Origin of the sequence: Duganella rivi (assembly GCF_009857435.1) — a bacterium.
Taxonomy (GTDB): Bacteria; Pseudomonadota; Gammaproteobacteria; order Burkholderiales; family Burkholderiaceae_D; genus Rugamonas; species Rugamonas rivi.
On record NZ_WWCK01000008.1, the window covers coordinates 205686 to 226175 of the forward strand.

The 20490-nt window shown below is 60.8% G+C and carries 16 protein-coding genes; 12 read left to right on the forward strand and 4 right to left on the reverse strand.

Annotated elements, in window-relative coordinates:
- Window positions 1-6: 6 nt before the first annotated feature.
- A complete protein-coding gene (locus GTP45_RS25925) occupies window positions 7-3270 on the reverse strand; it encodes a polymer-forming cytoskeletal protein (protein ID WP_161016716.1) in 3264 nt (1087 codons plus the stop codon).
- 64 nt (window positions 3271-3334) lie between these two features.
- Window positions 3335-4942 (reverse strand): M28 family peptidase, encoded by a 1608-nt coding sequence (locus GTP45_RS25930; protein ID WP_161016717.1) that lies wholly within the window; start codon window positions 4940-4942, stop codon window positions 3335-3337.
- A gap of 66 nt (window positions 4943-5008) precedes the next feature.
- Between GTP45_RS25930 and GTP45_RS25935 the strand changes: the two genes are divergently transcribed.
- The 3 genes from GTP45_RS25935 to GTP45_RS25945 all read left to right on the forward strand — a co-directional run bounded on the left by GTP45_RS25935 (window position 5009) and on the right by GTP45_RS25945 (window position 6503).
- The gene (locus GTP45_RS25935; RefSeq protein ID WP_161016718.1) at window positions 5009-5812 is read left to right on the forward strand and encodes an SDR family oxidoreductase; all 804 of its coding nucleotides are present in this window, start codon (window positions 5009-5011) and stop codon (window positions 5810-5812) included.
- A 132-nt stretch (window positions 5813-5944) separates the two neighbouring features.
- Window positions 5945-6181, forward strand: coding sequence for a hypothetical protein (locus GTP45_RS25940; protein ID WP_161016719.1), 237 nt, complete (start codon window positions 5945-5947; stop codon window positions 6179-6181).
- Window positions 6182-6221: 40 nt separating this feature from the next.
- Window positions 6222-6503: a hypothetical protein gene (locus GTP45_RS25945; RefSeq protein ID WP_161016720.1), complete on the forward strand. Its 282-nt coding sequence runs from the start codon at window positions 6222-6224 to the stop codon at window positions 6501-6503.
- Between the two features lie 96 nt (window positions 6504-6599).
- Here GTP45_RS25945 and GTP45_RS25950 read toward each other — a convergent pair whose 3' ends face one another.
- A complete protein-coding gene (locus tag GTP45_RS25950; RefSeq protein ID WP_229258645.1) occupies window positions 6600-7580 on the reverse strand; it encodes an alpha/beta fold hydrolase in 981 nt (326 codons plus the stop codon).
- A 169-nt stretch (window positions 7581-7749) separates the two neighbouring features.
- On the opposite strand from GTP45_RS25950, the gene GTP45_RS25955 reads away from it, so the two are divergent.
- The 8 genes from GTP45_RS25955 (at window position 7750) to GTP45_RS25990 (ending at window position 18658) form a co-directional block, all read left to right on the forward strand.
- Window positions 7750-9963 carry a DEAD/DEAH box helicase gene (locus GTP45_RS25955; RefSeq protein ID WP_161016722.1) on the forward strand — a complete coding sequence of 738 codons (2214 nt, stop codon included), beginning with the start codon at window positions 7750-7752 and terminating at the stop codon, window positions 9961-9963.
- A gap of 236 nt (window positions 9964-10199) precedes the next feature.
- Window positions 10200-10346 (forward strand): hypothetical protein, encoded by a 147-nt coding sequence (locus GTP45_RS25960; RefSeq protein ID WP_161016723.1) that lies wholly within the window; start codon window positions 10200-10202, stop codon window positions 10344-10346.
- Between the two features lies 1 nt (window position 10347).
- On the forward strand, window positions 10348-12171 hold the full coding sequence (locus GTP45_RS25965; RefSeq protein ID WP_161016724.1) for a TnsB C-terminal domain-containing protein: 1824 nt from the start codon (window positions 10348-10350) through the stop codon (window positions 12169-12171).
- A gap of 348 nt (window positions 12172-12519) precedes the next feature.
- Window positions 12520-14127 carry a flavin monoamine oxidase family protein gene (locus GTP45_RS25970; protein ID WP_161016725.1) on the forward strand — a complete coding sequence of 536 codons (1608 nt, stop codon included), beginning with the start codon at window positions 12520-12522 and terminating at the stop codon, window positions 14125-14127.
- On the forward strand, window positions 14124-14537 hold the full coding sequence (locus tag GTP45_RS25975; protein WP_161016726.1) for a c-type cytochrome: 414 nt from the start codon (window positions 14124-14126) through the stop codon (window positions 14535-14537). Before GTP45_RS25970 ends, GTP45_RS25975 begins: the two co-directional genes overlap by 4 nt.
- Before the next feature lie 14 nt (window positions 14538-14551).
- Window positions 14552-15061, forward strand: coding sequence for a RidA family protein (locus GTP45_RS25980; protein WP_161016727.1), 510 nt, complete (start codon window positions 14552-14554; stop codon window positions 15059-15061).
- A gap of 63 nt (window positions 15062-15124) precedes the next feature.
- Complete coding sequence (locus tag GTP45_RS25985) at window positions 15125-17572, forward strand: TonB-dependent receptor plug domain-containing protein (protein WP_161016728.1); 2448 nt, start codon at window positions 15125-15127, stop codon at window positions 17570-17572.
- Window positions 17573-17815: 243 nt separating this feature from the next.
- A complete protein-coding gene (locus GTP45_RS25990) occupies window positions 17816-18658 on the forward strand; it encodes an alpha/beta hydrolase (protein ID WP_229258646.1) in 843 nt (280 codons plus the stop codon).
- A gap of 352 nt (window positions 18659-19010) precedes the next feature.
- Here GTP45_RS25990 and GTP45_RS25995 read toward each other — a convergent pair whose 3' ends face one another.
- Complete coding sequence (locus tag GTP45_RS25995; RefSeq protein ID WP_161016729.1) at window positions 19011-19376, reverse strand: nucleotide pyrophosphohydrolase; 366 nt, start codon at window positions 19374-19376, stop codon at window positions 19011-19013.
- 449 nt (window positions 19377-19825) lie between these two features.
- Here GTP45_RS25995 and GTP45_RS28460 point away from each other — a divergent pair, with 449 nt between their 5' ends.
- Window positions 19826-20434 carry a GNAT family N-acetyltransferase gene (locus tag GTP45_RS28460; RefSeq protein ID WP_217363391.1) on the forward strand — a complete coding sequence of 203 codons (609 nt, stop codon included), beginning with the start codon at window positions 19826-19828 and terminating at the stop codon, window positions 20432-20434.
- Window positions 20435-20490: the final 56 nt, after the last annotated feature.

Consider the following 20490-nt stretch of genomic DNA (forward strand, 5'->3'; position numbering starts at 1 on the left):
GCGTGCTTAGTAGCGTTCGCGCATGTAAATCACCGGGCCGGAGCGGTAGACCCCGAAGGTTTCGCGTCCGCTGGTGCTGGGCAGGTAGATGATGATGCTGTTGCCGTTGGATTTTTTCAGCGTCACATCGACCGAGCCAACGCCGCTCATTGCCATCGCCGGCGGCTCCATGATGAAGGTGGCGATACCATTTTTGAGCGCCATGCCGTCGCCCGGATTGACCAGCTTGAAGGTGTTGGTGTTGGTTGCCGGGCAGACGTGGCCTTTCGGCGTGGTGGTGCTGATGTCGAGCGCCTGTTGGCAGTTGGTGTAGTTGAAGAAGCTGCCGATGCTGCCGTTGCCGCTGTCGTTCACCTGCGGGTTAAACACGTAGCCGCTGGGCATGAAGTACTGGGCATAGACCTTCACCGGCAGCCGCGCCTTCTGCGAGCCGTAGTTGTTACTGATCAGCATACGGCCGCTGACCACGGCCAGCGGCGCTTCCACCGAGCTGGCTGCCGGCGCGCGCTTGGAGCTGACGCCGTCGGTATCGACAGCGCGCAGATAAATGGTCGCAGGTAGGACGTCGGCATCAGGATAGGCTGAGGCGAACTTGAACGACGGCAGGTTGGCGCTGCTTGGCCCCGGATTGGTCAGCCGGCCGACGCCAATGACGTCGGTGCCGATGGCGGCGGCAGGGAAGGTGAAGCGGCCCGGCGTGGCGCCGTTGATCTCGCCGCTCCAGCTGACGGCATCGGCAGCAGGGTTGACCAGCGTGTCGCCGCCCCTGGCGCTCATGGCGCTGAGTGTGATGACCTTGGCCAGCGTGCCGTTGTAGTTCTTGACCAAGGCGTTATTGTTGTACGCTCCCACGGTCAGGAAGTAGAACTGTCTGGAGTGGATGAAGCTGGTGGCCTCGGTGTTGAGGCAGGGATTGGTGCTGTTCGACAGCGTGGCGCAGCTCATGGTGAGGCCGGTGGTGACGCCGGTTGGGAGATCGGCGTTGGCGACCAGCACGGTGTCGAAGTGATCCGGGATGAAGCGGCTCACGTATTGCAGGCCGGTGGTCTGGAAGCTGGCGATCTGCTGGCCAAGGTAGTAGGGATTCACATCCAGCGACGGCACGATCTTGAGGTAGCCCACATCGTCGAAGCTGGCGGTGGTGCTGCTGCTGCCCGATGCAAAGGCCGGGAAGGGCGTGTATGACAGGGCGCCGCCGGTATTGGTGCCGGTGAGGCCGCCGGGCACAGAGGCGGATTCGTTGATGGTGGCGGTCAGCTTCACCTTGGACGGCGTGCTCTCCTTGCCGAAGTTGGTGGTGGCGGCGTTGTTGCTGTTGACGGCGGTGACGGCCAGCGTAAAGGTCTCGCCGGCCTTGGCGAAGACCGTGGTCTGCGCGCTGGCCGCCGTTGCCGGGCCGATGGTAATGGCAGGGATGGCCGGCGGCGCAGCGGTAGGCGGTGTCGCCGCGCGGCTGGCAGTAACCCGCAGCGCGGCCGGCGCGGCAACGAAGCTGCCACTGCCGACCGCCTGGAAGCTGCCGGTGGTGATGCCGCCGGTAAGGCCTACCTGTCCCACCTCGGCATAGGACAGCGTCTGGGTGCCAAGGCCGGCGTTGTTGAAGGTGAACGGCACGCTAACGGCCGCACCGGCGACACCGGCGCCGCAGCTGAGATTCTTCGTTCCTATGGTCACCGGCACATTGGCTGCATTGACCGGATTGCTGAAACTGCACGCCAGATCGACATTGACCGTCTGACCCGTCACCAGCGGCACGCAGCTTTGGTTGCCGGCGGCCGCCGTCAGCGCCTCCACCGTCACCACCGCGCCCGAGACCAACGAAACGTGGTTGGTGGCGGTGACCTTCAAGCCCGAGGTCGCAAACGTCATATTGCAGGCCGCGCCGCTGTTGCTGGCGCCCGTGGTGGTGTTGACGCAGACGGTGGCATTGCCGACGCCGGGAGCGCTTGCGCCCAGCGCGAAAGTGCCGGGATCCTTGCTCTGCACGGTGGCCGCGTTGTTGACGCCGCCGCTGATGGTGAACACCTTGCCGCCCGGCGTGGTGGTCACATCGACGTTGCTGGTGAAATGCGGCGCCGTGCACGACGCATTCGAGCAGGCGGTCACGGTGACCGTCTGCGGCTGGCAGGTCAGCGCCGTGCCCGAGTGGCTGATCTGGAAGTGATGCGGCACGCTGGCCGGCGGCGCACCGCAGGTCGGCTGATAGTTGGGGTCAGCCTTGGTCACGCAGCTGCAACCGGACGCGCCGGAGCCGGTACAGGTGATGGTCTTGGTGACGTTGTTATTCCAGTCGATATAAATCGAATTGACCGCTGCATTGCCGTTGATGACGGCATTGCTGGCGTGGGTGGTGACATTGCGCGCCGACAGGTCGCCGTTGATGGTGGTGCCGGAGCGCATATCGACATCGCCGGTCATGGTGACGCTGCCGTTAATCACCGAGTTGGAAGCGCGCATGGTCAGCGAGCCGCCCGTGACGGTGCCGGTGACAGTGACGCCGCTGCCGATATCGAGCGAGGTGGTGGCGGTGATATTGCCGGTCACCGTGCTGTTGGACGGGCTCAGCGTGACCACCGGCGACGTGATGTTGCCGGTCACCGAGCTGCCCGAGGCCAGCGTGAACGAGGTGCTGGCGGTGACGTTGCCGTTGACCGTCACCGGCGAGGTGGAGGTAATCGTGGTGCCGCTGACATTGCCGCCGACGGTCAAGCCCGAACCCATGGCGATGGTGGTATTGGCGGTAATCGAGCCGCCGATGGTGCCGGGCGAATTGGTCTGCACCGAGCCGGCGCTGAGATTGCCGTTAATCTTGATGGCCGATCCTAAGTCGGCCAAGCCGGTCACGCTGACCGAACCGGTGATGGTGTCGCCGGAATTGGTGCTGATGCTGGCAGCCACCACCGAACCGTTGATGGTGGTGCCGGAACCGAGCGTGAAGCTGCCGCCTGCGGTGAGGGTAGAGCCGCCGGTGCTGACGTTGGCGGGATTGATGCTGGACAGGTTCAGGTTGCCGCTGGTTTGCAGCGCGCCGGTGCCGGCGATGGTCAGGCCCTGATTGTAGCTGGGCGAGAAGCTGGTCATCACCACCGTATAGCCGCTGGCAATGACGACAAAGTCGGTGGCGCCGATGCTGAATCCGTTAGCGCAGTTATAGGTGGTGCCGCTCAGCGTGCACGCAGGGATGCTGCTGCCATTAAAGTTGACGTTGGCCGCCGAGGCGGTTCCCATCAACATGGTCAAAACGATAAGCCACACGGAATAGAAGTTCATAGATCACCTGAGCATGCCTGCCTGAATTATAGGCGGGTATGCTCAGTTTCCGTGTGGCAGTTTTTTAACGTTTTACTTTACCGAAGGCGTCGCCGGCCTTCCACGTCTGCATTTTTGGGGCATTGGCCACTTCGTAGCCAAGATTCAGCGTGAACTGCGCCTGCTGCACCATGCCCGACAAATCCCAGTCGGCGTGGTATTCATCGCTAGGCTGGTGGTAGTCCTGCTTGAAGGCGACCAGGCGGGCGCGGTTTTTCTCTTGATCCGAAACGAAGTCGAAGTAGCCGTCGCCCGAGAACACTGCCGAGCCGACGTTAAACGCCGGCACGCCGGCCTTGGCAAAGCTGAAGTGGTCGGCGCGGAAGTAAGCGCCCGACAGGTCGGGGATGGCTGGCGCCAGCTTCAGACCCATCTTCTTGGCGACCACGGCGGCGGCGTCGTACAGGCTGCTGCGTTCGGCGCCGGCTACGCCGATGTCGCGCGTCTTGCCGACGAAGTTCATCGAATCGAGATTCAGGTCGGCCGTGGTCTTATCGAGCGGCCATGCCGGATTGCGCATGTAGGCGCTGCTGCCGAGGAAACCGGTCTCTTCGCCGGCCGGCCACAGGAAGACTTGCGCACGCTTGGCTGGATGCTGGACGGCGGCTTGCGCCATCGCCAGCAGGGCGGCCACGCCGGAGCCATTGTCGACGGCGCCGTTCCAGATATTGTCGCCTTGCTTGCTCTCGTCGATGCCGAGGTGATCCCAGTGGGCCGAGTAGACCACCGCTTCCGACTTCAGCCTGGCGTCGGTGCCGGGTACGATGCCGACCACGTTGTACTGCTCGATCTGGCGGATCTTGCTTTTGACTTCGGCGTGCATCTTGAGCTTGAGGTCGACCGGGCGGAAATCGCGGCGCTCGGCATCGGCACGCAGCTTATCGAGATCGAAGCCGCCGGCGGCGAACAGCGCGCGCGCCGTGTCTTCCTGCAGCCAGCCTTCCAGCGGATTGCCGCTACCGGCCAGGTGGAAGCGCTCGTGCGAGAAGCTGGTGGCCGGCACGCTCCAGCCGTAGGAGGCCGATGGCGTGGTGTGAATCAGCAGCGCGCCGGCGGCGCCCTGGCGCACCGCTTCTTCATACTTGTACATCCAGCGGCCGTAGTAGGTGTAAGCCTTGCCGCCGAAGCGGTTCGGTTCCTCGGCGGTCGGCTGCGGGTCGTTGACCATCATGACCAGGATCTTGCCCTTCATGTCGACGCCCTTGTAGTCGTCCCACTTTTCTTCGGGGGCGATGGCGCCGTAGCCGACGAACACCAGCGGCGCGTCGATGGTGATGTTTTCCTTGCCGCCCATGGTGCCGATCAGGATCTCGGTGCCGGTGGCCGGGGCCAGAACCTTGCCGTTGTCGGCGGTGAAGCGGGCGAAGCTGCCCGGCAGCAGCTTGCTGCCTTCGGCCTTGACCAGTTGGCGGTAGCTGCCGTCAGCCAGCGGCTTGAGGCCGAGCACGGCGGCTTGCGTCTCCAGGTAGCGCACGGTCAGATCGCCGCCGCGCTGGCCGGTGCCGCGGCCTTCAAACAAATCGTCGGCCAGCAGCGACAGGTGGGCGCGCAGTGGTGCTTCGGCGACGATCGGTTGCTGGGCGTGGGCTTGCAGGGACAAGCCGACGGCGAGGGCGAGAACTGGCAGACGCATATTTACTCCTTGGTGTGAGGCAGAAGGCGGTAATCTTACTGTAAATCCATAAAACAAAGGAGACCTATGAAAACCATCATCATCACTGGCGCATCGGACGGCATCGGTGCGGAAATCGCGCGGCAACTGGCGCGCAAGCACGGCGCGGGCGTGGCGCTGGTGCTGGCGGCGCGCAATGTGGCCATGCTGGAGCAGGTGGCGGCGCAGTGTGCGGCGCTCGGCGCGCAAACGCTGGTGGCGCCGACCGACGTATCGGTGCAGGCGCAGTGCGTGGCCTTGATCGAAGCGAGCGTGGCGCGCTTTGGGCGTATTGATGCGTTGATCAACAATGCGGGCCGCTCGGCGCATGCGCTGTTTTCGGAAGTGGAGAACCTGGCGTGGTACGAGGAACTGATGCGGATTAATTTATGGGGCAGCGTGTGGTGCACGCACGCGGCCTTGCCGCACTTGAAGCAAGCGCGCGGCAGCATTGTTGCGGTGTCCTCGCTGGCGGGGCTGGTAGGAGTGCCGGGGCGCACGGCCTACAGCGCCACCAAGTTTGCCATGAGCGGTTTCTTTGAAGCGCTACGCGCGGAATTGAAGCCGTTCAGCGTGAGCGTGACGACTGCCTATCCGGGCGTGGTAGCAACGCAGATACGCCACCGCGGCTTCAACGCCGCCGGCGGCGCTCTGGGCAGCAGCAGCCTCAAGGAAGACAAGGCCATGCCGGTGGAAGAATGCGCCGGCCTGATCGTCGCCGGCATGGAAGCGCGGCAGCGCGAAGTGGTGATGTCCGCCAAGGGCAAGCTAGGCCGCTGGATGAAACTGATCTCACCGGGGCTGGTGGAAAAAATGGCGCTGGCCGCGCTCAAGGACGACGTGAAGCCGTAGTTTCTTAGCCCCTGAATTTCCTGATTGTAAGCATTTGTAATTCCCGTCAACTGGGCTGTAGGCGGTCGCGTTTTTTGCTCATGCGACACGGGAATTGTCCCGATGCCGAAAACCCCGAAAAGGAAATTCATCATGACCAAAGTAATCGCTTCTCTGATCGCCGGCTTGTTCGCTACCGCAGCTTTCGCACAAACCCCTGCGACCACGCCTACCACGCCTGAAACCAAGCCGGCTGTGGCGGAAAAAACTGAAGCGAAACCTGTCGCTAAAAAGAAAGTCCATCACAAGGCCAAAGAATCCAAAACTGCGGAAGCCCCTGTCGCCGCAGCACCTGTAGCACCAGCCGCACCAGCCGTAGCAAGCAAGTAATTAACGATATAAACCGTATAAATTAAAAGAGGACTGAATCATGAAAAAAGTAATCGCCACCCTGATCGCCGGCCTGTTCGCTTCCGCTGCTTTCGCTCAAGCTCCAGCTGCTTCGGCTTCCGCCTCGGCTTCGGCCGCCGCTTCGACTCCTGCCGCCTCGGCGCCAGCCATGAAGAAGGCAACTCACAAGAAAGAACACAAGGCCAGCGCATCGGCTGCGGCTTCGGCAGCATCAGCAGCTTCGGCTTCCGCACCAGCAGCATCGGCCGCCGCTTCGACCCCGGCACCGGCAGCTTCGGCGCCAGCCGCCAGCAAGAAGTAAGCAGCGCTAGTGCTTGACGTGCCGCCCCGGACCCTCCGGGCTTGGGCGGCGCAAGAGAGAAGACGGATTCCAACTCCGTCTTTTCTGCTTTGGCGTTTACCGATTCAGTTCCTCTAACAGCGTGCGATGGAAGACCACTGGGTCTTCCATCTGTGGCGCGTGCCCCATCCCTTTGAATTCCACCAGCCGCGCTTGCGGTATCTTTTTCGCGGCTTCTTTGCCCAGCACATCGTAGCGGCCGATCCTGGCTTTCACTTCCGGCGGCGCGACGTCTTTGCCGATGGCGGTGGTGTCGGCATCGCCGATCAGCAGCGTGGTCGGTACTTTCAGCAGCGGGAATTCGTACACCACCGGCTGCGTGAAGATCATGTCGTAGATCAGCGCCGAGTTCCACGCCACCACTTTCTTGCCCGGGCCGTTGTTCAGGCCGGCCAGCATGTCGACCCATTTTTCGTACTCGGGCTTCCAGCTGCCGCCGTAGTAGGTGGCGCGTTCATAGGCGCGCACGCTGTCGGCCGACAGTTTCAGCTCGCGTGCATACCATTGATCGACGCTCGGGCCGGGCACGCCCAGCGCTTTCCAGTCTTCCAGCCCGATCGGATTGACCAGCACCAGCCGCGAGACGGCGTCGGGATACATTAGCGCATAGCGCGTCGCCAGCATGCCGCCGGTCGAGTGGCCGATGAACACGGCTTGCTGCACGCCGATGTTTTTCAGCAGGCCCGCCGTGTTGGCGGCCAGTTGCTGGAAGGTGTATTGGTAATGCTCCGGCTTGCTCGATGCGCAGAAGCCGATTTGATCCGGCGCCACCACGCGGTAGCCGGCCTTGCTCAGTTCGGTGATGGTTTGCTCCCATGTCGCACCGCAAAAATTTTTGCCATGCAGGAGGACGGCGGTCTTGCCGTTGGCCGTACCGGACGGCGCCACGTCCATGTAAGCCATTTGCAAGTTCAGCCCCTGCGAGGCAAAACTGTAGCGCTGAATCGTGTGCGGGTAGGCGAAACCTTCCAGCTGGGGGCCGTAGGTGGCGGCGGAGGCCGAGCCGGCCAGCAGGGCGGCGGTGAGCAGGATGCGCATGGTGTGTGACTCCAGTATCGACAAAGTCATTACTATAGGCTTTGCGCGAAAAGCGTGCAGTTTGGGCTTAATTCTTGCAAAAAACAGCCTGTTCCGCCCAGACAGAGTAAACTACGCACAAATTTCTTTCGCAATTCGGCGATTCGAACAATTTTTTGCGAGTGACGCCATGTCTGTATCTCCCGTTTCCCCTATTACTCTTTTCTCTGACCTGAATCTCGGCGCGCCGCTGCTCAAGGCGCTGAACGAAGTCGGCTATGAGTCGCCGTCGCCGATCCAGGCCGCGACCATCCCGCTGCTGCTCGATAACCGCGACGTGCTGGGCCAGGCCCAGACCGGCACCGGCAAGACCGCCGCTTTCGCGCTGCCGATCCTGGCCCGTATTGATATCAAACAGACCACGCCGCAGGCGCTGGTACTGGCCCCAACCCGCGAACTGGCGATCCAGGTCGCCGAGGCGTTCCAGACCTACGCCAAGCACATTCCGGGCTTCCACGTGCTGCCGATCTACGGCGGCCAGAGCTACGGCCCGCAGCTGTCGGCCCTGCGCCGCGGCGTGCACATTGTGGTTGGTACGCCCGGCCGCGTCATCGATCACCTCGATAAAGGCTCGCTCGACCTGTCCAGGCTGAAAACGCTGGTGCTGGACGAGGCCGACGAAATGCTGCGCATGGGCTTTATCGACGACGTCGAGCGCATCCTGCAAGAGACGCCTGAATCGCGCCAGACCGCGCTGTTCTCGGCCACCATGCCGTCGGCCATCCGCCGCATCGCCAACACTTACCTGAACCAGCCGAAGGAAGTCACCGTTGCCGCCAAGACCGGCACCAATGAAAACATCCGCCAGCGCTACTGGCTGGTGTCCGGCATGCACAAGCTGGACGCGCTGACCCGCATCCTGGAAGCCGAGAATTTCGACGGCATGATTATTTTCTCGCGCACCAAGCTCGGCACCGAGGAATTGGCGCAGAAGCTGCAAGCACGCGGCTTCTCGGCTGCCGCCATCAACGGCGATATTCAGCAGGCGCAGCGCGAGCGCACCGTGCAGATGCTGAAGGACGGCAAGATCGATATCCTCGTAGCAACCGACGTGGCAGCCCGCGGCCTCGACGTGGAGCGCATCTCGCACGTGGTCAATTACGACGTGCCGCACGATCCTGAGAGCTACACCCACCGTATCGGCCGTACCGGCCGCGCCGGCCGTAGCGGCGAAGCGATCCTGTTCATCACGCCGCGCGAAAAAGGCTTGCTGAAGATGATCGAGCGCGCCACCCGCCAGCCGATCGGCCAGCTGGAGCTGCCGACCATCCAGGCGGTCAACGATGTGCGTATCGCCAAGTTCAAGCAGCAGATCACCGACACGCTGGCCGAGGGCGGCCTGGAGCAGTTCCAGGCGCTGATCGAGGATTACGAGCAGGAGCACAACATCCCGGCGGTGGAGATTGCCGCCGCACTGGCCAAGCTGTCGCGCGGCGACGTGCCGCTGCTGCTGGATAAGAAGCAGCAGACCCAGTGGGAAGAGCGCCCAGCCCGCGCCGCCTCGTTCGACCGTCCAGAACGCGCCGACCGCTTCGACCGCGGCGACCGTCCAGAGCGTGGCGAACGCAGCGAGCGCTTCCCGAAAAAGGAACGCATCATGCGCGAGTCCGAGCCGGGCATGCGCACTTACCGCATTGAAGTCGGCTACCAGCACGGCGTTAAGCCGGGCAATATCGTCGGCGCGATTGCCAACGAGGGCGGCATCGATTCCAAGAACATCGGCCGCATCGAGATCTACGACGATTACGCCGTGCTCGACATGCCGGACTCGCTGAGCAAGGAAGCGCTGGAACTGATGGGCGGCATCCGCGTGGCCGGCCAAGCTATCCGTATCAGCGTGGACGGCGAGGGCGCACCAGCCCCAGCCGCTAGCCCGGCCCCGGCGCCAGCTCGTGCCGACAAGCCTGCCCGCGCCGAGAAACCGGCCAAGCCGGCCGCTTCGCCGCTGGACCGTACCGTGCGCGCCGCCGCTGACGAGCAGGATGAAGCGCCTGCCAAGAAGAAAAAGGAAAAGCCGGGCAAGCTGTCGGTGCCGATGTCGGCCTTCCGCGTGGAAGTCGGCCGCAACAACGAAATCAGCCCGGCCAACATCGTCGGCGCGATTGCCAACGAAACCGGGCTGGAAGCCAAGTACATCGGCCGCATCGAGATCTTTGACGACCACTCGATGCTGGAACTGCCGGACGGCATGCCGGACGATATGTTCCGCAGCCTGGGCAAGGTCTGGGTCGGCGGCGCGCAGCTGAAGATCAGCCACGCCGACCGCATGCCGCCGGAATCGGCCAAGCACACGCCGCCGAAGAAACCGGCGCCGGGCGCCAAGCCGAAGTCGAAGAAGTACTAATCTCCACGGGGCCGCAAGGCCCCGTTTTCATTCCGGCCACCGTGCACGCGCCCGGTGCGCATCCCTGCTGCATTGCACCAAAATAAAGCTTAACTCGCTTGAAACAGTGACGCGCGACTATTGTTGACATAGTAGAAGGCGGCTGGCCCGCTTATTGCATATGTGATAGCACAATCGTGATAAAAGGCGGCGGCAAAGCGCCTTCAGCCGGAGACTTAGGCATAGGAGTGGGGTAAATGACTTCGTTCAAAAAGCTGTGGACTACGTTTGTGGATGCGCTCAAGCCGGAAGCACTGCGCGAGCCGAATCCGACCGGACTGCATTCGATTTACATCGATACGCGGCCTTTCAACGTTGGTAACTTCTCGTCCCGGGAGCGCTAAAATGTTGCTGCGGAACGATCTGCTGCACTATACGCATCCGTCTCCGCGCACCGTCCGCATCCTCTGGATCGCACCGGGCCAAACCCACGCCTACGTGTTTGACGTGGCGGCCCGCTCGGCGGAAGTCGAGATGATCCAACTGTCGGCGGTGCAAGCCGACATTCGTGCCGGCCACGCCAGCGTGCTGCCGGCCGACCCATACCTGATGGTGGTCAGCCAGGAGCTGCTGCCCGCCAAACACCTGCAGCTGCGCGCCCGCGCCTGGGAAATCATCGAGGGGCTGGTGGCGCAGGAGCCGGAAATTTACGAGGCGCGCCAGCGCGGCCAGATGATCGCGCAGGCCACCGCCCAGCACGGCGTCTCGCATCCCACCATTTACCGCTATCTGCGGCGCTACTGGCAGCGCGGCCAGACGCCCAACGCGCTGCTGCCTGACTACAGCAACTCCGGCGGGCGCGGCAAGGTGCGCCAGTCCTCGGCCGGCGTCAAGCGCGGCCGGCCGCGCAAGAACGGCGCCGACACCGGCCCCGGCCTGAATGCGGATGAGGAGATCCGCCGCACCTTCCGCGTCGCCACGGCGCGCTACGCGGCCGCCAACGCCAAGTTCTCGCGCCTCGGCGCTTACCAGCAGATGCTGCGTGATTTCTTTGTCGATCGCCGCATCGACCCGGACTCGGGCCGCGTGCTGGGCGGCCACAACGGCATGCTGAAAGAAGTGCCGACCTTCGGCCAATTCAATTACTGGCTCGATCACGACGACGACCGCCCGCCGGAGGTGGCGCGCCGCGCTGCCGCCGTGGTGCCGGCCGCGCAGCAGGCCGCGCCGCAGCCGCTGTCGGTCGCCGCGCTGCCGCAAGGCCGTCCCGGCGCCGGCTTCTATCTCGACGCGGTGCGCGCCGAAGTGCAGCTGGTGTCGCGCGCCGACCGCCATCAAGCCATCGGCCGGCCGCTGGTGTACGTGGTGACGGACACCTTTAGCCACATGGTCTGCGGCATCTACATCGGCATGGGCGAAGTGCAGTGGTCGCAGGCCATGCTGGCCTTGGCCCACTGCGGCGCCGACAAGCAGCGCTACAGCCACCAGTTTGGCCGCCACATCGAGTCCGAGCAATGGCCGGTGCGCCACTTGCCGGAAGCGCTGTTCACCCACGCCAGCCTGACGCTGGGCTGGAACGGCGACACGCTGCTCAACAACTTCAACCTGCGCAGCGTGGCCGTGGACAGCGGCCCGGACGAATGGCGCGCGGTGCTGGAAAAACGCTTCCGCCTGCTGGCGCCGTCGATGGACGGCGCGCCATGCCGGCTGGACGGCGTGCTGGATATTGAACAGTTCACGCGCATCGTCATCGATTGCGTCCTGTATTACAACAGCCGGCAGCAGCTGGCCGGCGTCAACGCGAGCCCGCGCCAGTTATGGGATTGGGGCCGCGAACATCGCGGCGGTGGATTAAAGATTTATCCTGAACACTTGATCCATTGCAGCCTGATGCCGGTGGCGCAAGCCAGCGTCACCAGCGACGGCATCGCCCTGTTCAATAGCCTGTACACCTGCGCCCGCGCGGTCGGCGAGCGCTGGTTCGAACGGGCGCGCTTGCGCGGCGCGTGGCAAATCAAGGTGGCTTACGATCCGGCCAACCTGGACATGGTGTATTTGCTGGATCCGGCCGCACCGCTGCAATTCCACGCCTGCCACCTGGCTGACGCCAGCGCCGCCCACCTGCACTTGTCGGCAGCGGAAATCGCCCGCCTGCCGCGCGTGCAAACCTCGCCTGCGAATACGCCGCTACGTACCACTACGCAGCATTATCGCAGCTTCGTTAGCTGATCTCATTCTCCGATAGATAACGGCGCGATCCAGCGCCGTGCATACCACCAAGGCCCCGTGCATCGTTTAGGTGCGGGGCCTTTTTCTTTGGTGGAATCGTTTCTACGCAGCGGAGAAGCCCGATGAATAAAGTCTGTTCTCAAGCCGCGCCGCCGCAGGTGCATAGGCAAGGCCCAAGCCCTGCATGAACACACATTGTTTTATATCGTTTATGCCGTTTTGTAAGGGAGTCCCTGATATCCGAAACATGTTTATTTTTTGACTACGTTGTGGCACGCCGCTTGCTACAGAGGAACTATGGGTTAGCAAGTCGCCCAAGGATCTTTCAGCAGACTGGTGAGGAAGCAGATGGACAGTAAAACAGTAAAACCGTTTAAATCGTTTAGCTCATTTACAAGGAGAGATTTCTTATATCGTGCCGCAGCTGTCGGCGGCACCGGCTTGCTCTTGAACACCATGAACGCGTGGGGCATGGGCATCGCTTCCACCGCCTCTGCACCGCCGGCGCTGAGCGGCAGCGGCAAAGGCAAGAAGGTATTGATACTGGGCGCAGGCCTGGCCGGCATGACCGCCGCTTTCGAGCTGGAGAAGCTGGGCTACAAGGTGCAGATACTGGAAGCGCGCGCGTTTGCGGGCGGCCGTTGCCAGACTGCGCGCAAGGGTTTCAGCCTGACGGAGTTGGGCGGCGAGAAGCAAACCTGCGCTTTCGACGAGGGCCACTACATCAACCACGGCCCATGGCGCATCCCGATGCACCACCAGTCCACGCTGCACTACACCAGGCTGTTCGAGGTGCCGCTGGAGGTGATGATCAACGAAAACGACCACGCCTACGTTTACTCGGAAAACGCCGGCCCGTTTGCGGGCAAGCGCGTGCGCATCAAGGAAGTGAAAGCCGATATGCGCGGCCACGTATCGGAGCTGCTGGCCAAGTCGGTCAAGAACCACTCGCTGGATCAGGAACTGACCGCCGACGACCAGCGTCTGCTGCTCGACTATCTGGCGCGCGAAGGCGCACTGACGCCGGGCGACCTGCAATACAAGGGCCGCAGCGGCCGTGGCTACGCGGTCAATCCGGGCGCGGGCCTGAATCCGGGGCCGGGCACGCCGTCCGATCCGCTGGGTTTCAAGGATTTGCTGGCCTCGAAGCTGGGCCAGGTTTACAGCGCAGTACATGATTTCCCGATGCAGGCCACCATGTTCCAGCCGGTCGGCGGCATGGACGCCATCGCCAAGGCGTTTGAGAAACGCGTCGGCAAAAATATCCGCTACAAGGCGGAAGTACAAACCATCCGTCAAAACGACAAGGGTGTCACGGTGACCTACAAGGACACCGGCACCAACAAGGTCAGCGCCATCAGCGCCGACTACTGCCTGTGCGCGATTCCGCTGTCGGTGCTGCGCCAGATCGATACCGATTTTTCGGACAAATTCAAGAAGGCCGTCGCCGCCGTGGCGTACGCGCCGGTAGGCAAGATCGGCTTGCAGATGAAGCGCCGCTTCTGGGAAGAGGACGACCATATCTACGGCGGTCACATCATGACCGACCTGAAAGCCATCAACACCATTTCGGTGCCGTCGTACGGCTTCCAGAAGAAGAAGGGCGTGCTGCTCGGTTACTACCAATATCAAACGCAGGCAATCGAGATCAGCGCCCTGTCGCCGAAAGAGCGCGCCGAGTTTGCGCTGGCGGCCGGCCAGAAGATCTTCCCGCAATACACGGAGAACTTCGAGAACGCGTTCTCGGTGGCGTGGCACCGCGTGCAGTACAACCTGGGCGGCTGGGCCGAGTGGACGGAGAAGACCCGCGCCGCCGCCTATCCAACGCTGGTGGAGGGCGAGGGCCGCATTCTGCTGGCCGGCGAGCACCTGAGCTATCTGACCGGCTGGCAGGCCGGCGCGATTGAATCGGCATGGCAGCAGATCGCCAAGATCCATGAAAGGGCAAGCGCATGAAGGAGGCGTTGATCAAGGCCGCCATGGTGGTAGTGGCGGCGTTTGCAGCGGCGGCATCGTCGCCGTCGCGCGCGCAGGAGATGGATGGCAAGTCGCTGTTCCTGAAGAATTGCGCGGCCTGCCATCAGGCCAGCGGCAAGGGCATTCCCGGCGCCTTCCCGGCGCTGGCAGGCAGCAAATTCGTGCAGGGCAAGGGCAGCGAGGTGGCCACCGTGCTGTTGAAAGGACGCGGCGGCATGCCGGACTTCAGCGACTCGCTGAGCGATCGCGATATCGCCACTGTGCTGACTTTTGTGCGCTCCAACTGGGGCAATAAGGCCGAGGGCTTGAGCGAGGCCGATGTCGGCACGCTGCGCACCGCGCTCGGCGTCGACCCGTTTGGTAATTCCGTGATGTCAAACAAACACTGAGAGAGATGAAACCCATGAAAAAAGTACTCGCCACCTTGTTGATCGCTGCCGCCAGCGGCACTGCATTTGCCGCGCCGAAGGCCGACATCGTGCGCCACAAGATTCCGAATTCCGATTTTCCGATCGCGCTGGCGGTGACCATTCCGCCGACCGCCACCATCCACTTCATCAGCGGCCAGGTGCCGGCGGTGGTCAACAAGGATGTGGCGGGCGACACCATCGAGGCCTTTGGCGACACCAAGACCCAGTCCGAGACGGTGCTCAAGAAGATCAAGGAGATCCTGCAAGGGATGAAGCTGGAGATGTCCGACGTGGTGAAGATGCAGGTGTTCCTGGTCGGCGATCCAGCCAAGGGCGGCAAGGCCGACACCAAGGGCTTCATGGAAGCCTACACCCAGTTCTTCGGCGCCACGGCTCAGCCCAATCCTCAGCCTAACCTGCCGGCGCGCGCCGTGGTGCAAGTGGCAGGCCTGAGCAATCCGGGCTGGCTGGTGGAAATCGAAGTGGTCGCCGCCAAAAAATAAGAATTTTCAGAGTTGTTGTTTCGGGTCTTACTTTTCTTTTCATTCAAAAATGGGGATTTAAATATGCATAAGGCCACACTTAAGATCGGCGTAGCAGCCGTACTGTCGACGCTGGCGTTTGGTGTCTACGCAGCCGAAGAGGATGCAGCAGCTGCGGCCGATGCAGCCGCCTCGCCTAACGCCGGCTCGGTGATTGTGACGGGTACGCGCTCGAGCGGCATCAAGGTTGAAAACAGCGCATCGCCGATCCAGGTTCTCGACTCGGCCTCGCTGTCGCGTACCGGCCAGCCGGACTTGATCCAGGCGCTGGCGCAGAACCTGCCGTCGTTCACGGCGCAGGCCTTCGGCGGCGACACCGCCAACCTGACGCTGTCGGCCCGCCTGCGCGGCCTGAGCCCGAACAACACGCTGGTGCTGATTAACGGCAAGCGCCGTCATGGCACCTCCAACCTGGCCGTGCTGGGCGGCCCATACCAGGGTGGCGCTGCCGCCGACTTGAACTACATTCCGGTATCGGCGATTGACCACATCGAGGTGCTGCAAGACGGCGCCGCCGCGCAGTACGGCTCGGACGCGATTGCCGGCGTGGTCAACATCATCCTGAAATCGAATAACCACGGCGGCACCGCCACCGCCACCGGCGGCGGCTACGTCGACGGCGGCGGCCGCACCGCCGATGCCTCGGCCAACATCGGCCTGGAGCCGTTTGAAAATGCCTACCTGAGCCTGACCGCCGAATCGAAATATCACGGCTACAGCGACCGCGGCGGCCTCGATCCGCGCGTGATCAATCCAGCCAACATGGCGGCCTATCCGGGCATGTTCCAGCACCCTGACTACCCGCACGTCAACCACATCTCGGGCGACGCGCAGTACCACCTGAACGTGCTGGCCGCGAACTTCGGCTACGACATCGACGCCGACACCCAGTTCTACACCATCCTGACCGCCGGCCGCAAGGAAGCGCGCGCGTTCGAGAACTACCGCCTGCCGAGCCGCCTGCCGAAGATCTATCCGACCGGCTTCTCGCCGAAGGAAACCATGAAGCAGGAGGACTACGGCCTGACCGTCGGCATCAAGGGCAAGGTCGCCGGCTGGAACACGGATCTGAGCACCACCTATGGCCGCGACCGCGCGCAAATCGGCGTGGCCGATTCGGGCAACGTCTCGCTGTTCAACGACACCGGCTACACCCCGACCGTGTTCAAGGCCGGCGAATTCATCGCCAGCCAGCTGACCACCACGCTGGAAACCAGCAAGGAATTCGACATCGGCTGGGCCAAGCCGCTGAACGTGGCGGCCGGTATCGAGCACCGTATCGACAAGTATGAAATCGTCGCGGGCGACGAAGCGTCGCGCTACAAGGAAGGTTCGCAGTCGTATCCGGGCTTCTCGCTGACCGACGCCGGCAGCCACCGCCGCACCAACAAGGCCGCCTACATCGACATCGCCGGCAACCCGATCGCCGACCTGACGGTGGACGTCGCCGGCCGCTACGAGCACTTCAGCGACTTCGGCAACGCCAAGGTCGGCAAGCTGACCAGCCGCTACGACTTCTCGCCGGTGGTGGCCGCGCGCGGCACCTTCTCGAACGGTTTCCGCGCGCCGACCCTGGCCGAGGAATACTACTCTGCCACCAACGTCGGCCCGACCACCGCCTTCGTGCAGCTGGCGCCAAATTCGGCCGGCGCGAAGCTGGTGGGTGTGGACGGCTTGAAGCCTGAGCGTTCGACCAACTTGTCGCTGGGCCTGGTGCTGAATCCAGCCAAGGACGTGGCGATCACGCTGGACGTGTACCAGATCAAGATCCGCGACCGTATCGTCGGTTCGGGCTCGCTGTACGGTTCGGGCGGTTCGGTCAACTCGCCGGCGGTGGTGGCCGCGATCAAGGCCAACGGCAACGTGCTCGATAGCACCGTGAGCCAGACCGGTATCAACATCTTCTCGAATGCGGTGAACACCCGCAGCCGCGGCCTGGAGTTCGTGACCACGATTAACTCCAACTACGGCACCGCGGGCAAGGTGGATTGGTCGATCGCCGCCAACTACAACAAGGTGGAAGTCACCAAGATCAACCAGGCGCCGGCCCAGCTGCTGCCGCAAACGCTGCTGGACAAGACCGCGATCTCGGATCTGGAAACCGCATCGCCGAAAATGCGCGTGAACCTGGGTGCGCTGTGGAAGGTCGGTAACTGGACGGTCAACCTGCGCGAAGCGATCTACGGCAAGGCCTCGGAATACGGCACCGAGGACGGCGGCGTGTACCACCTGACCGAGATCAAGCCTAAGCTGATCACCGATCTGGAAGTGGGCTACAAGATCAACAACTCGTGGTCGGTGGCGGTGGGTGCGAACAATCTGTTCAACATCTATCCTAACGGCGTGAATCCGAACCTGCTGGCCGACCAGCGCGCGGCAGGCGACAACGCGGCAGTGACCATTCTGCCATCGTTCTCGCCGTTCGGCATCAACGGCGGCTACTACTACGCACGCGCCAACTACAAGTTCTAAGCGGGGGCTTAGTCTGTTTGGGGTCGTCCTTCGGGGCGGCCCTTTTTTTTGCTTTGAAAGCGCGCGGCACTAACCCAACCCGCACACCGCTGCGGCCAGGGTCAGACCCCTGCGGGGTCTGACCCTTTCGTTCGGGGTACTATTTTGGATAGCAGTCAGGCGCCAACGAGTATCTGTTGCGAGTCCCCCGTTCTGGCGAACTTTTTTTTCGTGTGGCTCGCGTGGCTCGTGTAGCATACGCGCATGCAGAAAAATATTCCGATGTCTTTGCAGGATTACCTTGCCCTCAGTGGGCCGGAGCCCACGCGCGTGGTGGCGTATGGCGATGCGCCGTCGCAGTTCGCGGAGCTGTTCGAGCCGGCCGGCCCGGGGCCGTTCCCGGTGGCGGTGATTATTCATGGCGGCTGCTGGACTAAGCATTTTGGCGGCATCACGCAGATGCGCAATATGGCCGGCGATCTGGCGCAGCAGGGCATCGCGGTGTGGAACGTCGAGTATCGCCGCTACGATGAAGAGGGCGGCGGTTATCCCGGCATGTATCTCGATGTGGCGACAGCCATGGATCGCTTGCGCATGCTGGCCAGCGAGCATCGGCTGGATTTGTCGCGTATTGTGCTGGTCGGCCATTCGGCCGGCGGGCACCTGGCGCAATGGGCGGCGGCGCGCGCCAGGCTGCCGCGCAGCAGTCCTCTGTACGTGGCCGATCCGCTGCCGGTGCCGGTGGTGATCAGCCTGGGCGGCCTGGCCGATTTGCGCAACGAGGCGGCGCTGATCAAGACCAGCTGCGACCGCGATATGGCGCAACTGGCCGGCGTGGCCAGCGCCGAGCGTCCCGATATTTTCAGCGATACTTCGCCGGCCGAAACGCTGCCGTCCGGCGTGCGCACGGTGCTGATCCACGGCGAGCACGATGACATCTCGCCGTTGCGCGTGGGGCAGGATTACGCGCGCCGCGCGCAGGCGGCCGGCGATGCAGCCGAGGTGCTGGTGCTGCCCGGCGGCAGCCATTACGACGAGGTGGCCGCTACCTCGCCGGCGTGGGCGATTGTCGGCGGCCAGATTCGCAAGGCGCTCAGCTTGGTTTAGACCACTGCTTGCGACGACTGGAGATAAAACATGTACTCTCTGCGTTGATTTACACGGCGTTTTGCTGCTAATAATTGTACGTTACAGTTTGCATAGCTCAAGTCCGCCTGTTGTGTTAGCCAAATGCCAGAGACATCTTTTGCAAAACGTGTGCCGTAGATGTGGAGTAATCAGATAGCTTTCGGGGAAGTTTAAGTTCTGTCTGACGGATCTGTCCCTGCTGAGAGGAGAAGCTGAGGCAGTTGTAGCGCTTATGATGTTAAGGGGACACACCGCAGCGATGTGTTTGCATGGCAGACGCATGCCGCTCGCAAGTAGTTAGTGAAGAGTTCTGCAAACCGTGTTCAGGACTTTAATATTCGTTGTACTTGCGGGCGTCACCGCGAACGAGCTGGACAGGGTATTTGATGCTATTAAGGTCAAGTTTTTCGAGTGCAGAATCATATAGTTCGATATCCATCTTATCGGCGAGTAGGACTAAATACAGAAGCACGTCAGCAAGCTCGTGACGGATGGCTTCTAGCTTCTTTGCGTCCTTTAGTTCATCAGCATTACCGGTATGTAACCACTGAAAATGCTCCGCCAGTTCAGCCGCTTCTACAACCAGCGCCATTGCCAGGTTTTTTGGCGTATGAAATTGTTGCCAGTCACGATCATAGGCAAATTGGCGCACACGCTGTTGCAAATCTGCCATTTTATCAATGGGAGGAGAGGTCATGATTTGCATACTAGCACGACAGCATAAATATTTCATTTTTTGTTGGCATATAAATCACCATGTGCGACAATTGTTTAATGTATATCATTTTTGATAACTCGCAACAAGTTTTCGATCCTATCATCTTCGTATATTTAATTCATTTTTTAAATATTATTTTTAATTTTGAAAATGCAAACGATAAATTTGGAAAATTTTCTCGATATTGATTTGGGTGACGGGTTTTTCGATACGCTTAAATTGGATTATGATGGGTTTGAAAACTGGTTTATTAAAAAGAGGAATAGCGATACTTTCGCATACACATTCCGAAGTCCTATTGATAATAGTTTGGATGGTTTTCTTTATCTAAAGGAAGAGCATGAATCAATAGTGGACGTTATTCCTATTCTAGCTCCTTCACGTAGGCTGAAATTGGAACTTTTAAGATAAATCCTCATGGCACCAAATTGGGTGAGAGGTTCATTAAAAGAGTCTTTGATATTGCCTTAGAGAGAAATTTAGATTCACTCTATGTTACGGTTTTTGAAAAACATGGTGCATTGATCGAACTTTTTGAGAGGTATGGATTTGATCGGGTTGGAATCAAAAAATCTTCTTCGGGGATGGAGATTGTGCTTGAGCGTCGGCTTGATAAAATTAAAAATGATGTTGTTTTAGATTATCCACGTATACCCATTGGCGCAAGAAGGCACTTTGTAATCTCAATCTATCCGCAGTGGCATAGTCGACTTTTGCCTGATTCCTTGTTAAAAACGGAGAATCCTAACATTCTTGAAGATGTTTCTCATTGCAATAGTATTCACAAAATATATTTGACTGCTATGACGGGAGTAAAAGATTTAGTGCGTGGAGACACATTATTGATTTATCGTACACAGGAAAATGGTTCTGCATACTTTACTTCAGTAATAACCTCACTTTGCGTAGTTGAGGAAAGTGTGCACATTTCCAGCTTTAAAAGTTGCGACGAATTTATAAAATTTTGCAATCCTTATAGTATATTTTCTGAAGATGAGTTAATAAAATTTTACATTCAAAAAAATATCCGTGGATAATTAAATTCATGTACAATATAGCTTTGAGAAAACGTATTAACAGAAAAACTCTTTTG